The 14,955-nt window shown below is 56.6% G+C and carries 9 protein-coding genes; all 9 read right to left on the reverse strand.

Translation table 11 applies throughout. The features are described from left to right. Positions 1–27: 27 nt before the first annotated feature. The 9 genes from IOD17_RS18875 to IOD17_RS18915 all read right to left on the reverse strand — a co-directional run bounded on the left by IOD17_RS18875 (position 28) and on the right by IOD17_RS18915 (position 14,300). Positions 28–1,689: a diguanylate cyclase gene (locus IOD17_RS18875; protein WP_233686564.1), complete on the reverse strand. Its 1,662-nt coding sequence runs from the start codon at positions 1,687–1,689 to the stop codon at positions 28–30. Next, positions 1,682–2,068, reverse strand: coding sequence for a response regulator (locus tag IOD17_RS18880; RefSeq protein ID WP_233686565.1), 387 nt, complete (start codon positions 2,066–2,068; stop codon positions 1,682–1,684). Before IOD17_RS18880 ends, IOD17_RS18875 begins: the two co-directional genes overlap by 8 nt. Further along, positions 2,061–4,931 carry a CHASE domain-containing protein gene (locus IOD17_RS18885; protein ID WP_233686566.1) on the reverse strand — a complete coding sequence of 957 codons (2,871 nt, stop codon included), beginning with the start codon at positions 4,929–4,931 and terminating at the stop codon, positions 2,061–2,063. Before IOD17_RS18885 ends, IOD17_RS18880 begins: the two co-directional genes overlap by 8 nt. Further along, complete coding sequence (locus IOD17_RS18890) at positions 4,928–6,892, reverse strand: ATP-binding protein (protein WP_233686567.1); 1,965 nt, start codon at positions 6,890–6,892, stop codon at positions 4,928–4,930. The genes IOD17_RS18885 and IOD17_RS18890 overlap by 4 nt, the downstream gene beginning before the upstream one ends. Continuing rightward, positions 6,889–8,796 (reverse strand): ATP-binding protein, encoded by a 1,908-nt coding sequence (locus IOD17_RS18895; protein ID WP_233686568.1) that lies wholly within the window; start codon positions 8,794–8,796, stop codon positions 6,889–6,891. The genes IOD17_RS18890 and IOD17_RS18895 overlap by 4 nt, the downstream gene beginning before the upstream one ends. Continuing rightward, the gene (locus tag IOD17_RS18900) at positions 8,793–11,492 is read right to left on the reverse strand and encodes a PAS domain-containing sensor histidine kinase (RefSeq protein ID WP_233686569.1); all 2,700 of its coding nucleotides are present in this window, start codon (positions 11,490–11,492) and stop codon (positions 8,793–8,795) included. The genes IOD17_RS18895 and IOD17_RS18900 overlap by 4 nt, the downstream gene beginning before the upstream one ends. 360 nt (positions 11,493–11,852) lie before the next feature. Then, complete coding sequence (locus tag IOD17_RS18905; RefSeq protein WP_233686570.1) at positions 11,853–12,656, reverse strand: inositol monophosphatase family protein; 804 nt, start codon at positions 12,654–12,656, stop codon at positions 11,853–11,855. 51 nt (positions 12,657–12,707) lie between these two features. Continuing rightward, entirely contained in the window at positions 12,708–12,974 is a 267-nt protein-coding gene (locus IOD17_RS18910) for a helix-turn-helix domain-containing protein (protein WP_233686571.1), read from the reverse strand. Then, positions 12,975–14,300, reverse strand: a complete 1,326-nt coding sequence (locus tag IOD17_RS18915) for a type II toxin-antitoxin system HipA family toxin (protein WP_233686572.1) — start codon at positions 14,298–14,300, stop codon at positions 12,975–12,977. Between the last annotated feature and the right edge of the window lie 655 nt (positions 14,301–14,955).

A 14,955-nucleotide genomic window follows, 5' to 3' on the forward strand; every position in this document is an offset into this window, starting at 1 on the left:
GAGCCATCCAATTAAGAAGCCTGAAATTTATATCTCAGCCAAACATACCCTATTCCGCCCCGTATTTTTTGCAGCGTAGAGTGCCTTATCGGCAGCGTCGATAAGCGCACTGGCTTCCAGCTCAACACATGATGCTATGCCTGCACTCAAGCTGGCATTGAAATCTCCCATCTCACTGGAGAAGCTTATTCGCGAGAACTGCTGACGAATTTGGTCCAGTATCTGTACTGCTTGAGCTCCACTGCACTCGGGCAGTACTGCCAGGAATTCTTCACCGCCGTAGCGACCAATAACGTCGACTCTGCGGAGTCTTTGCCTGAGCAGATTAGCGAGTGCCCGAATCACGTTGTCACCAATACCATGACCGTATGAATCGTTGACCTTCTTGAAATGGTCAATATCCAGCATCACCACGCTTACAGGCTTGCCTGTACGCATTGCGCGCTCCTGCTCTACCGCAACCTGCTCCTTGATATCCGCATGCTTCAGCAGCCCCGTCAGGCTGTCTCGAGACAACGCATTGCTGAGTAGTCTTGCCCTCTGTGCCCTGGCAAACACTGTAGCGATAAGACTCTTATCGGATATGGGCTTGGTGACGAAGTCATCACCCGCCTTAAGCAAGGCACTCATTTGCAAGCCGATATCGGTTTCGGCCGAAAGATAGATGATCGGTATTCGGATCCAGTCATCGTTGAAGCGGATCATCTGGGCAAGCTCGGGCCCCGAGCTGCCGGGCATGTTCACATCCAGCAGCAGAACCTCTGGACTGAATTGAGCAATGGTCTCAAGTAGCTGGCTCGGCTCATTGACTACCTCAACCAGCATATTTGCCGCGCTCAGCACCAAGCGATAGTGATTGGCCAACTCATAGTCATCATCAACGATCAACACTCGATAGGGAGTCCCCCCTTGTTGGGCGAAACACCTATCAAGACGACTCTCAAGCTTGGCCACATCAACAGGTTTGCTGAAAAAACCGACGGCACCAAGGCGTGCCGCCTGTAGCTGAGTATCGAAGTCATCCTGCGTCGTCAGCACCAGCAACGGAGGCACCTGCGGGAGACGAGCAAGCAGTGAGGCCGCGTAATCCAATCCGCTCTGCTGAGCGGTGCCGAGATTGACGTCGACAATCAAAGCATCAGGACTCTGCCGCGCTATCGCCTCATCAAGTTCGGTAGTGCAAATAAAGTGGCGAGCTTGATAGCCGAACGTCGAGAGCGTTCGACGGATGCTCTCACCCACACTTTCTTCATCCTCGAGGATGTAGATGAGACGGGAGCCTTCGTTCGGGGCGCTGCTGCGCGACAGCTCGATAGGGGCGGGAGCAGGATTCACCTTTACTGCTAGATCTGAAGTGCACGCCAGTGCCTGGATATCATCAACAAAAGTGTCCAATCCCTTGCGCTGCAACTCTAGACTGCTGAGCCATTGCTGCGAGTGCTGCTCAAGCAATCGAGCTTGATCTCCCAGCTCCTTGAAGCCGAAGGTCCCTGCACTACCCGCTAGCTTATGCAGCTGGTTGCGCAGATCCTGTAGGTGCTCAAGCTGCTCTGTTGGATCAGAGGCACGCTGCAACTGCTGCGCCCTATCTGCCAGCTGAGGCAGCTCTTCCTTGAGGCGCTGGGCAAACTGCTCGCCCAACAGCTGTAACTGAGCTTGCAGGTCAGCCAACTGCTTCTGTCTATCCATTCGAGCGGCTCCAAATGGCACGTATCTGACTTGCCAACTGCATCGGATCGAAGGGTTTAATGATTACGTCACGTGCGCCGAGACTCCGGTAATGCTCGACCTCTGCAGGCTGTACCTTGGCAGTCATAAAGGCGACAGGGACAACATTGATGTCCACCAGGTTGACTAATTGCTCAAGCGTCTGCGGGCCATCCATTCCGGGCATCATGACATCCAGCAGAATAAAATCCGGCGCAAAACTTGCCACTCTATCGATGGCGTCCTGACCACTGCTGCAACTCAGTACCTCGAATCCGCCGACAGCCTCCAGGGCGACTTTGGCCACAGCCTGAATGGAGGGGTCGTCCTCCACATGCAATATGCGCTTCAGCTCAGGCATGATCATCCCCTTTGGTCGGTAGTAGGCGAGCGAGCACATTCAGGAATGCCTGTGGCTCTGTTCGGGATTTGGCCAATGCTGCCTCGACAAAACTCAGCTGTTCCGTCGAAAGCTCTGTCGAAGACAGTACCACTATCGGTAGTCCTGGATGGGCCTGATGAATCTCCTCAATGAGAGTGAAGCCATCACCATCTGGCAGGTGCAGGTCAAGCAGCACCAGATCCCATGAGCCAGATGCCAACTGCTGCCGGGCCTCCATGAGATTGCCGGCCCCCTCGCACGCAGCCAGGCTTCTAGCCTGCTCGGCAACCACCATGCGCAGATCAGGATCATCCTCGATATGCAGAATGCGAGGCTGTCCCCGCGTGCTGCCGAGTGCACGACGCAGGCCGCTCAGTAGTCGATGCGGGTCGATGGGTTTATCCAGCCAGTCAACTATGTGCATACCCCCCTGGAGATTAAGTTGCCCTTGCTCGGCTGCCGCGGAGATGACAATGACGGGTAAATCCTTCTTGCGCAGTACACGCTGAATTTCCAACAGGATCTCAAAACCGTGGCCGTCAGGCAGGCGTAAGTCCAAGGTTACGGCGGCCACTTCGCGCGTTGCCAGGATATGCCTCGCCTCAGCCAGGTTTTCAGCCAGTGCTGCCTGATAACCACCGCCCTCAAGCATTAGCTGGAGCAGCCGGGCTACGTCCGGTTCATCCTCCACCACCAGGATGGTTGGACGCTGAATATCAGTGAGTGGAAGGTTATCGACCAGCACCGGCAGCTCGAACCAAAACGTGCTGCCTTGGCCCTCACGAGAATCGAAGCCCACCTGGCCACCCATACGCTCAATAAGCTCTTTGGTTATCGCCAGGCCAAGTCCGGTGCCGCCCTTTTGCCGTTGATCACTGCTGTCTGCCTGGGAGAACTTCTGGAAAATGTGTGGGTGGAAATGCTCCGGGATGCCCCGCCCACTGTCTGTGACGCTTACTCTGACGCGCCCATCTCTAAGCGTACTGTGCAGCCGCACCGAAGCGCCGGAAGGAGAGAACTTGATGGCGTTTGACAAGTAATTGGCGAGCACCTGTTGCAGCCGAAGCGCATCGGCACGCACCTTGACAGGAGGCATGGGATCAAGCGCCAGCTGCACCCGATGTTGCTCAGCATAGGAGGCATTGCTGAGAAGGGCTTCATTGAGTTGCTGACCCAACTCGAGGTTGGTGAACTCGAAACTGAGCTTCCCGGCGGCGAGTTTGTCCATGTCCAGAAGATCATTGATCAGGTGGCATAGCCGCTGACTATTCTGCTGGGCGATTTCCAGCATGGGTCGCATGCTGTCCGGTACGGCACCAAGCGCGCCGCCGGTGACCAAGCCCAAAGAGCCTGAAATCGAGGTCAGTGGCGTACGTAGCTCATGACTGACCGTGGAGACAAAATCACTCTTGAGCTGCTCGATGCGCTTCTGCTCGGTAAGGTCCATCGCGGTGCCGCTGGCGCCGAGCATACGTCCGTCTGGCGAGCATCGAATCAGCGCTCGCAAAAGCACGGGAAGAGGTTGGCCATCCTGGCATATCAATCGGCACTCGTGATTGAGGTAATGCTCTATCGCCCCTTCAGGAGCCGTAAGCCGGGCACGAAGCGCCGCGACATCGTCAGCATGGACCAGTTGCACAAGGTCCCTGAAAGGCGGCTGAGGCCCCTGGTCGGGATACCCGAGCATCTGCCAGGTATGAGTCGAGGCAAAGAAGCGGCCCGCCTCAGTGTCCTGATCCCACCAGCCATCGTGGCCACCCTGCAATACGCGTTGAAGTCTTGCCTCGCTATGGCGCAGCTGGGATGTCATATCGTTAGCCAGGCCGATGGCTCGCTGCTGGCCATTGGCAAGAACCTGCGTGAGAAAAAACAGCAGCAAGCTGATCACGCCACCCAGAATCAGCAACAGGCCCTGCCCTTGCTGGAAGCGCCCGTAGAACCCGGGCTGCATATAGAAGCTCACAGTAAGTGGCTGACCAAACAACTCCAGCTGCTCGGTGCGTGAAGGTTTATCTGCCTGCTCAAGGCGCGGATGGCTAATGAAAATCTTCTGTTCAGGAGCGGCTATTTCTCCTGTGTAGAGGGCGAAGTCGATCTGCAAATCCCTACCATCGAGTACCGCTTGCATCAGGTCGGTCACGCGGTAAGCGCTATAGACGAAACCACGTAATGCTTCCCAGCGCTTGGCAGAAGAATTCAGCGGAGCCCCGTGCCGATAGACCGGCACGTACATCAGCAAACCTGCTTGCGCAGGCCCCTTATTCTCCTGAAGGAGCGTAACTTTGCTGCTCAGCTGGGGGAGACCGGTTTCAATCGCCCTGCTCATGGCTGCACGCCGCGTAGGCTCGGAAAACATGTCAAAACCGAAAGCCGCCAGGTTTCGCCCTGTAAATGGCTCCAGATAGATGATTGACGTATACAGATCGCGCTTTCCTGCGGGTTTAATGGCGAACTCAACAAAGCCCTGTTTGCGTAGGCTCTCCTCAAAACTCTGCAGTTGATCCGGCTGCACGACCTGGCTGTAGCCAAGACCAAGAATTCCTGGGTAGTTGGACTCCAGATCCAAACGTTGCACATAGCGCCGCCACTCATCGCGGCTCACATCGTTGCTAGCGTCGAACAGACCTGCCCCTCCCAGCAGTATCTGGCGATGATTGTTCATCCGCTTCTCGATCGCCTCCAGCACCTCATTACCCAGTTGCTGAAACTCACGATCGGCTGCTTTCTCCTGGATGGCGCTAAGCGCGTACCAAGCTCCCAGAGTGCTCAATAAGCCGCACAAAAGAACCACGAGAGGCATCCACCGCGGCCCTTTGGCCAAAGCATGTTCAAGCATCGTCATAGCGTTTCATCCTGAAATAGAGCTGGCAGCTCAACCCAAAAAACAGAGCCGCCTCCGGAGCGCGGATAGAAGCCGATGCATCCTCCCATGCGTTCAATCAGCTCCTTGCTGATCGCAAGCCCCAGCCCGGTGCCACCTTTCTGTCGACGGTCACTGGCATCGGCCTGGGAGAACTTCTCGAAAAGACGATCAACAAACTCGGCTGGAACGCCAGGCCCCTCATCGACCACCAAAATTCTGATCTGTCCGCCAAGCTCCTGAGCAGATAGAAGCACCTGACTGCCTGCTGGCGAGAACTTCAGGGCATTGGATAGCAGGTTGCTGAGCACCTGCTGTAAGCGCATTGGGTCCGCGGTGATTTGGGCTACCGGCCCTCCCGTATAGGTAAGCTGCACATCATGCTGACGGGCGAACCCCTGATGGCTAGTGACACACTCGGCCAGGAAGCTGTCGATATCCAGTTGCTGGGGGATAAGGCTCATCTTGCCTGCAAGCAACTTGTCCATGTCCAGCAGATCATCGATTAATTGCCGCAAGCGCTGAGAATTGCTCTGGGCGATCGACAGCATCTCTCGCATTGCATTCGGTACAGGACCCAATGCCTCACCGTTGATCAGCCCCAGCGAGCCCGCGATGGAAGTAAGGGGCGTGCGCAGCTCATGACTGACGGTCGAGACAAACTCGTTCTTCATCTGCTCCAGATGTTTTCGCTGAGTGATGTCGGTGATAAAGCCATGCCAGAGAATGCTGTCGTCGGCACGCGGCTGTGGCATAGCCCGACCTTCCAGCCATATGAGGCCCTTTATGGGATGTAGGAAACGGTACTCTCGGTGCCAAACGCTTAGGTGTTCCGCTGACACCTGAATGCTGGCGGTCACGTCGAGAAGATCATCCGGGTGGATACGCGCGAAAACGCTGCTCGCATCTTCTCTCACCTCTTCGGGCTGCAGTCCGTAAACATCCCGTAGCCCCTCGCTAGCATAGGGGAAGCAACTGCGACCGTCGGAATACAGCTGGAACTGGTAGACCACACCGGGCAGTTGCTCGGCGATGTGCTGCAGGCGCTGCAGGGCTTCCTCGCGGTAGCTCAGGTCATTGAGGATGCAGAGATAGCCCATTTGTGCACTGCCATCCATGGCAATCGGCGCCAGGCTGAACAACACGGGAATGCGCTGCCCCTTGCGATGTCGCGCCCTCAACTCATGCAGACTGGCCTGCTCAGAGCCGCAGTTGAAAGACGGCCTGACGGGATCGGGTTGCAGCTGACGCTCCTCATCCGGTAGCACCAGTCCGAGACTCTGGCCGACAAGGGTATCCACTTCGTAGCCCAGAAGAGGCAGAACCCCCGGACTGGCCTGCCGAATCACGCCCGCCATGTCAGTGATCAACACCGCAGTCCCTACACTACTCAAAATCGCCTTATGCAACGCCGCCTGCTCTTGCTGCTGCCGCGTCTGCAAACGCAGTTCGAACAGGTTGATGGCCTGCTGCGCGAGCAGTTTGAGAGCACCCTTCTGTTGCACGGTGAGTTGACGTGGCTGGCGGTCAATCACGCACAGAGTGCCCAGGTTATGGCCTTCACTGTCAGCGAGCGGCATGCCGGCATAGAAGCGAATATCCGGAGCACCGGTCACCAGTGGGTTGTCCCTGAAGCGTGGATCCAGTAGGGCATTTTCCACTTCGAACAAGGTTTCGCCGTTGATGGCATGCGCACAGAACGCCAGCTCTCGCGGCGTTTCACGGGCGTCCAGCCCCTGCCGACTCTTGAACCACTGACGCTCGGCATCGACCAACGAGATCAGCGCAATAGGGGTTTCGCAGATCTGCGCCGCCAGCGCCGTGATGTTGTCGAACATGGCCTCGGCAGGCGTATCGAGCAGCTCAAATCTGAGCAGGGCGGCGAGGCGACTACTTTCATTCGACGGTGTAGGTGGATGCCCTGGAGACTTGCGCGTCGTCATTCCTTGACCACCTGACTGGCAATGGGTAGCTCGAACCAGAAGGTGCTGCCCAAGTGTTCCTGTGATTCGTAACCAATGCGTCCCGACATGGCTTCGATGAGCTCCTTGCAGATGGCCAGTCCCAGCCCGGTGCCCCCCTTCTGCCGGGCATCGCCCGCATCCGCTTGGGAAAACCGGCTGAATATCCGGCTCTTGAATTCGTCCTTAATACCAATACCACGATCTCTGACACTAACCCTCAGCCAGTCGTGATCGACACTTGCCTTGAGAGTTACGACTGATCCGGGCGAGGAAAACTTGACCGCGTTAGAAATCAGGTTGGCCAGGACTTGCGCCAGACGCTGACTATCGAAGGCGACGTTGACCTCTACAGAATGGCCGACCAACTCAAGCGCAACATGATATTGATCAGCATAAGGCTGGTTGTGCGTGATGGCATCCTCAAGCAGCGGCCAGATGGGTTGCTCGCGGATGTCATAACGCATTTTCCCGGCCATCAGTTTTTCCATATCCAACAGATCGTTGATCAGCTCATGCAAGCGCGAACTGTTGGACTGAGCGATTTGCAGCAGTGCCTGTATCGCTGGCGGTACCTCGCCCAGTGCTCCGCCGTTGATCAGGCCGAGCGAGCCCGCGATGGACGTCAGGGGGGTGCGCAGTTCATGGCTGACACTGGCAATGAACTCGCGTTGCATCTGCTGCAGACGTAAACGCTCAGTGATGTCCTGAATATGCAGTATGCAGAGTGCTTCGCCGGTCACCGACTGCCCAAGCCAGGAGGCACTGCATTCGACGTCGACAGGGTTCTGCTCTGCATCCAGTAGCCGTATCCACCAGCCCAGCCGCGCCTGTCCGGACTCTTGGGCGAGGTGTTGGCGCAACAGTTCACGGTCACTCGGCAGGCAGAAATCAGCCAGCACCGCACCCACTAACTCTTCGCGGCTACGTTCAAGAATTTGGCATAGCGCCTGGTTGACTTCCAAAAGCTGCCCCGTAGCTTTCAGCATTGCCATTCCTTGCGGAGCCAGGTCGAAGGCTCGCATGAAGTCCTGCTGACTCCTATTCAGCGCCTGGGCCAGGCTTGCTCTACGACGATGCAAATGCATCATCCAGGCCGCCAGACAGGTGATGAGCAGGGCCAAGCCCCAGCCCAAAGCCCTGGCCAGGGTCAAAGCAACCAGCGGCTGAGATGTACTCGAAACCTGCAGTTGCCATTGTGCTCCGGCCAGCGATACCGGCAGGCGAACGTTGCCTGCCGAGGCTGCTGCCGTGGCATCGAAGGGTAGGAGGGCAATCGCGAGATCACGCTGGCGCGCCAAGGCATCCAGGTAGTCCATGAGCCGGTCGTAATCAATCACCGTGCTGATCAGCCCCCAGTAGCGTTGGTCCTGCAAATACACCGGCACCCTGTAGACAAGACCTCTGCCGCCCTGCACCAGATTCAGGGGGCCATCCAGCTGCGGCGCCCTGTTTGCGATGATGTGCTGAACCCGCGGCCACTGCTCGGCAAAGTCGGGGTAGTAAAGCCCCAGAGCGGACTCATTTCCTTCAAGCGGGTAGAGGTAAGCAATCCGGTTATCCGGCGCCAATCCAATATTGCGGATATAGCGTCCCTGGGCGAATAGTCCACGCAGCCAGGGTTGCAGCTCGGTTGCATCCAGGCGGCCCTGCTTGGTCGGTATATAACTGGCCAAGCCGCTGGCGAGGTGCAGCGTGGCATTGAGTTCGGCCAACAGAACCGCCCTCATTTCGTAGCCCTGGGCACGCAGAAAACGCTGCTCTTCCTGATCCCTGTACTGGTTGTAGCGCCAGAGCCCAAGCTCTACCAGGCCACCCATTAGCAGCAGTGTCACCAGAAGCCATATACAGGTAATGACGCTTGGCTTGTAGTTGGGCCGGATCAAGGCTGTTTCTCCACGGGCAGCTCCACCCAGAAGACCGTCCCCTGGCCCTCGACGGACTCAAAGCCGATGGCTCCAGCCATGCGCTCAATCAGTTCCTTGGTGATCGCCAGCCCCAGGCCTGTTCCGCCTTTCTGCCGGGTATCCGTGGCATCAGCCTGTGAGAACTTACCGAAGATGCGCGCGCGAAAGGCCTCAGGGATCCCCATGCCAAAGTCACGCACGCTGATGCGCACCCGCGTTACGGCCAGGGCTGCAGAAACCTCAACATCAGCGCCCGGTGCAGAGAACTTGGCCGCATTGGAGAGCAGGTTGGCCATGACCTGATCAAAGCGCTGCCTGTCCACACGCACCTCGACCTCCAACTGCGGTGGCTTCAGATGCAGAGCGACCGAGTGTTGCGCGGCATAGGGCTGATTCTGCTCTATGGCCGCCTCCAACAGTGGCCAGAGCCGCAGCGCCTGCAGGTCAAATGTCATCTTGCCGGCCACGAGCTTGTCCATGTCCAACAGGTCATTGATCAGACCTGACAAGCGCTGGCTGTTACTCTGGGCGATACGCAACATTTCCCCCATCTGCGCAGGGACCTCGCCCAGAGCCCCACCGTTGATCAGGCCCAGAGCTCCGGCAATTGAGGTGAGTGGCGTGCGCAACTCGTGGCTGACGGTGGAGACGAATTCATTCTTCATTCGTTCGATACGCTTGCGCTCGCTGATGTCCCGGATGACAGCAATGAAACGGCGCTGACTCTGCAGCGTGATCTGTGACACGGCTAACTCCATGGTGAACAGCTCACCATTGCGTCGCTGTGCGGGCAGCTCTAAGTCCTTTCCCAGTATTCGTGGAACGCCACTCTCTCGGTAGGCGAATAGAAAACTGTCATGCTGCTCACGGTAGCGCTCGGGCATCAACAACTTAACGTTCTGCCCTACCACGTCTGCTTTCCCGTAACCGAAAATCCGCTCAGCCGCCGGGTTGAAGGTTTCAATCAACCCGCTCTCATCGATGGTCACGATGGCATCGATGACGTTGTCCAGCAGGGTGCTGAGGTATTCTTCACGTTCCCGCAGGCGTTTCTCGGCCTCGAAGCGATCCGTAATGTCCTGAATCTGTGACACGAAGTGCAGGGGTACCCCCAGAGCGTCGCGTACCAATGAAACACTGAGCAGAATCCACAGCACGTTGCCGCGCTTGTCGACGTAACGCTTCTCCAGTTGGTAGTCGGCGATCACACCCTCCAGAAGCTGTTGCAGAAGTGCCAAATCCTTGGCCAGGTCATCGGGATGGGTAATGTGCTGAAAGTCGAGCTGCAGTAACTCCTCACGGCTGTACCCCAGCATGCGACAGAGGGCGTCATTGACCTCCATCCAGCGCCCGTCAAGGTCGACGATGGCAATGCCCTGGGGGGCAGTGTTGAATGCGCCACTGAAGCGCCGCTCGCTGATGCGCAGTGCGTCCTCGGCTGCCTTGCGGTCGCTGATATCCCAGATAAAGCCGGACACCCAGAGCAGATCACCGTTAGCGTCGTATTCACCCCGACCTTGCTCCCTCACCCAGACGCTGTGACCGTCTACATGCTTAAGCCGGTAGGTGAGCTCAAACTTTTCATGTCGCTCAATGGCCGCGACGGACTGGTAGGTGATGTGCAGGTCATCAGGGTGCACGACACTGGAAAAGCTGCGGACGCGGTTATCAATGAAGTCACTGGCCGGAAAACCGGTCAGAGAAGAGACTTCATCACTCATGTAACGCATGGTCCAATTGGCATCGTTCTCACAGCGATAGACGACACCGGGCAGATTAGCCACCAGTCCCCGGAAACGATTTTCGCTCTCCTGCAACGCTCTAGTGGTGGACTCCAATTCAGATATGTCACTAGCAATGCCCAGAAAACCGGATAGCGTGCCCTGCCTGTCGAATATGGCACTTACCGTCAGGTTCACTCTGCGCCGAGTGCCATCTTTGTGCACATAGGTCCATTGCCGCGTTTCGGGCTCCCCCTGCCGCGCCAGATGGACGAAAACCTCGAAACCACTGATCTCGCGACCTACGAGCTGTGAAAGCTCGCGACCTCGTTGCGTAACCTCATCACCCAGGTGGATTAACGCCGGGGTCTGGAGACCGACCACTTCCTCTGCCTGATAGCCCAGCAGGCGTTGAGCGCCCCGGTTGAACAGCGTAATCAGCCCATCCGGGTTGATGGCGATGACGCTTACGCCGGTTGCCGAGTCGAGAATGGCCTGTAGTTGGGCGCTGGTTCGATGGGCCTCATCCTGCTGCTCGCGCATCTCGGTGATATCGGCATGAGTGCCATACATCATCAACGGCTTACCTTCATCAGTCCAACTCACAACACGCCCACGGTCATGCACCCAAACCCAGCGCCCCGACTTGTGGCGCATGCGGCATTGATAGTCATAGAAGGGCGTTTCGCCACTGAAGTGGCGCTCCAGGCGGACGCCTGACTCACGGAGGTCATCGGGATGGGCGTGGTTTAACCAGGTATTGATGTCGACGGGGGCCAGTTCCTCGAGGCGGTAGCCAATAATCTCCGCCCAACGCTCATTGAAGGTGGTTTCACCCGTCTGAACGTTCCACTCCCATGTACCAATGTTGGTGCCATCGATGATGCACTTGAGGCGTTCGGCCTGCTCCCATGGGGCTGAGTCCGTTTTCTGCTGGCTGGAAGTGTCTCGCATTCAAAGCCCTACTGCTGGCAGATACAGTCAGTTAGGTTAGATGAACCTTGCGAGAAAATCGTCAGGTGAGTCTGCCTTAATTGCGGGCGCAAGGTGACGGCGAATCTTCGCAACAAGTGACTGCTTTTGGCCGGAAGCGGACGGTACAAAACTGGACCTGGGTTCATCTTGACCGGATGCACCAATGTCTGTAATTCATTCATTTGAGGTTTGGGGTCCATTCTTCGCCTAGCCGTGGCGCAGTTCGACAAGAACTGCGCCACATACGAAGCCAGAACTGGCGCAGTTCATGAAACTGCGCCAAGTCATCAACGCCCGCGAACGCTGCAATGCTGCTGGCTCGAAATCAAAAAACAACAGCTACTTGAACAGTCGACTCCACTCACGATTCACCAGGGATCGACAGATAGCAGGTGAACCTCCGAAGCACCGATGCGAGACCGTCTTCATTTGCGCCTCTGCCATGTATGAAATCTCTTCTCCGTCCTGATTGAGAAGTACGCCCCCAGCACCTTTTAGCAATGCATGCCCTGCTACCACGTCATGCGCGGAAACCTGGACAAGTGACACGCCCGCAACCCCATCACCTGCAGCTACACGAGCTAACCGGTAGGCAATGCTTGGCATCGCGACAAATCTACCCGGAGCACACAATTCAGAATTTAGCTCTGGCTTCATCCTGGCAGCAGTACTGACCATTACTCGACTGCCTGAACTCCACTCCTGTTTTGACAGATTCGCGTCAACCGGCTCGCCATTACGCAACACTGATGGCATACCCTTAGCCCAAGCGATGCAGTCAGCAGGGCGCCCCTCCAGTACAGGCGCATACACAACACCGAGAACAGGCTGAGCATTTTCAAGAAGTCCTACCGAAATGGCAGAGCCCTTGAATCCCTTCAGAAAGTCAGCAGTCCCGTCGTTAGGATCCACCACCCAGCAGAGCGGGGCACCGGTCAACAAATGCCCTGTTTCCTCGCCCCAGAAATCTCCATCCAAAAGATCCAGCAGGCAAGGCCGCAATAGAGCCTCGATTTCTACATCAACATCCGCTTTATCACCCGCTCCGCGAGGCCCCTTAGGACGCTGCCACTCTGCGACTAGAAGCTCGCCTGCCCTAGTGACCACCTGTGTGACCCTAGAGAGCAGCGATGAATAATCCATGTGTTTTCTCCAGCGCTCATCCAGCCTTAAGAACCAGCATGCAGCCGCAGCTCAACGCGGAGTCTTCGGCACAATGCCGACCTGCATGCCAAAGGGATTAAACACGCTGTTCAGAGTCTGAACCGTCGGGTTGCTCTCATCCAGTTCCAGCTGTCGCAAGGCGCGCAATGACAACTTGCACATCTGTGCAAATCTGGCCTGCTGCAAGCCAGTCACCTCCTTACGCAGACGCCGCACTGCTTCTCCAATCGTGATCTCGCCGCTAGCCAACTGCTGCTGCAGCTCATTCAAAATGCGATTTCGCTCAAGAATGTCCATTTAGACCAACCCCCACTGAAGCATCCGCTGCTGGAGATTTCTAAGGGCTATACGAGGGTGACTCATGGTTGAATCAGGAAGTCCTTGTGCACTCAGCAGGTCAGGTAGCGCGAGAAGGTCCTGAGCTGCCAACCGCAATCGCTGGTACAGCTCATCGGCATTAACCCACCCCGCGACCTCATTACAGGCCCTTCTCCAGTTAACCTCTCCAGCAAGCTCGATGTGCTTTGGCCACTTCGTCGTACGCGTAACCCCCTCTTCGTCCATGACCATCGGCGCTAGGTCGTAGATTGGCGCCAACCGAACCCCCTGCTCGCAGCGGAGAATCGCGGTGTTGCGTCCGTGATTATCTGAATTACCGAGAATCTGGTTCAGCAGATCACGCCGCATGTATTCAAACACCAGATCTCCGACCTGCTGCTCCTGTCCAACAGCTCGCCATAGTTCGACCAGATTCCCCAGCACGTGCGTATGCAGCATGTAGCTACCCGCCTCGGTTACACCACATAGCGAGTACATGGACTCAACGGCAGTTCGGCTAACACCTGCGGGGCTAATCTCCCGATCAAAGCGATGCATCCAGAGACTGGGCTTACTGCCCTCCTCCAATGCCAGCCCTTCAGCTGCAACCGTATCCATTCCAAGCTGTTGGACAGCACGATAGAAGCAGTACTCGCTGCGCAGGATGTCCTGATCGGTCTGACCGGCTTTGTTACGCGCGAACTTCACAAACCAGTGCTGGGCTGCGTCTGCATCTGGCAACACGGCATCTGGATGCAGGGCGCCCTGACGATCTTCAGTCAGCAACAGCTTGGGGGCCTCACCGCCAGCACCTGTCGCCCCACCAATCGCTGCGCCCTGTTCATACGCGTACTCCAGGAATCGTGAGTCCCGACTAATAACCTCATCGCGCGTAAAACCGAGCACAGGGCTGCCCGCAATCGCCTCGACGGACTCCTTGATACGCAGATTGCCAATTGGCGCTGGTGTGCATCGCCCAAGAAGGTAGAGATCAAGATTGAGACCCTCGGGCCGCTCGCCGCCCAAACGCTTCAGTAGAAAGCGTCTTGCTGCACCTGATGGCAGGATGTCGAAGAGAAACGCAGGCGCCTTCTTATTTCGCCAAGAATCCCATCCGAGAGGGTAAGCTGCACTGACAGCCACATTCAGCCGAGTGCCTACAGACTCCAAGGAGTCAACCAGATAGCCCTGCTGGTAGCCATAAGCACAAGCACCCTCCAGCCCTTCCTCGGGCTGCTCGAAACGGAGCTCCATGGCATTGCGCCACTGGCCATCCCTATAAACCTGCAGAGTAAGATTGTGCATATCAGTCACCGGCACTTTAATGCCCAAACAGTAGACGCACACGCACAAAAAGGCAATTTAATGCCTAAAAAATCATCTTAGCCACAGAATAAGGCATTAAAGTGCCTCAACCTCAGGAACTAGTTCCCGCTTCGCAGGGCGCTGCCCGTGTTCAACTCCCCAGTAAGGATTTGAACCCGCGCCCAGCAAAACTGCCCAACTGGCAACACTTACACTGGGCATATTTGGATGCGCTCTTGACGGAAGGCTCAAGGTTCCTATACTGCAGATCGGCTGAGTGAAATCCTACAAATCAGTTTTTTGGGGCCAAGCGCCCGAAACACTGATTTGAGCCGGGCATTTGTGTCTTTGGATTCAAATCCCCCCGACTCCACCAAATAACACTACACAAGCCCCTGATTTTCCCTGCGAAAATCAGGGGCTTTGTGTTTTTAGCGGCAGCGGTTTCGAAGGATCGTTTCAATATATGGAGAAGCTGTAGCTCGGCTGAGTTTCGGCGACGATGGTAAACCGCTGTCGTCACCATGAATAGGCCCCGCTTCCCTAGAGACCTCCGAGCCTCATAATTGAGGCCCATTAGGAGGTGCCATGAGCAACCAGCGTTACCCCGAAGAATTCAAGATCGAAGCGGTCAAGCAAGTGACCGAGCGCGACC

It is taken from the genome of Pseudomonas anguilliseptica (genome assembly GCF_021375795.1).
In the GTDB taxonomy this organism is placed as follows: Bacteria; Pseudomonadota; Gammaproteobacteria; order Pseudomonadales; family Pseudomonadaceae; genus Aquipseudomonas; species Aquipseudomonas anguilliseptica_A.

Coding starts and splice junctions, on each gene's coding strand:
- IOD17_RS18875 (WP_233686564.1), bottom strand. CDS start 1,689: ATGGATAGACAGAAGCAGTTGGCTGACCTGCAAGCTCAGTTACAGCTG.
- IOD17_RS18915 (WP_233686572.1), bottom strand. CDS start 14,300: ATGCACAATCTTACTCTGCAGGTTTATAGGGATGGCCAGTGGCGCAAT.
- IOD17_RS18905 (WP_233686570.1), bottom strand. CDS start 12,656: ATGGATTATTCATCGCTGCTCTCTAGGGTCACACAGGTGGTCACTAGG.
- IOD17_RS18900 (WP_233686569.1), bottom strand. CDS start 11,492: ATGCGAGACACTTCCAGCCAGCAGAAAACGGACTCAGCCCCATGGGAG.
- IOD17_RS18890 (WP_233686567.1), bottom strand. CDS start 6,892: ATGACGACGCGCAAGTCTCCAGGGCATCCACCTACACCGTCGAATGAA.
- IOD17_RS18910 (WP_233686571.1), bottom strand. CDS start 12,974: ATGGACATTCTTGAGCGAAATCGCATTTTGAATGAGCTGCAGCAGCAG.
- IOD17_RS18885 (WP_233686566.1), bottom strand. CDS start 4,931: ATGACGATGCTTGAACATGCTTTGGCCAAAGGGCCGCGGTGGATGCCT.
- IOD17_RS18880 (WP_233686565.1), bottom strand. CDS start 2,068: ATGCCTGAGCTGAAGCGCATATTGCATGTGGAGGACGACCCCTCCATT.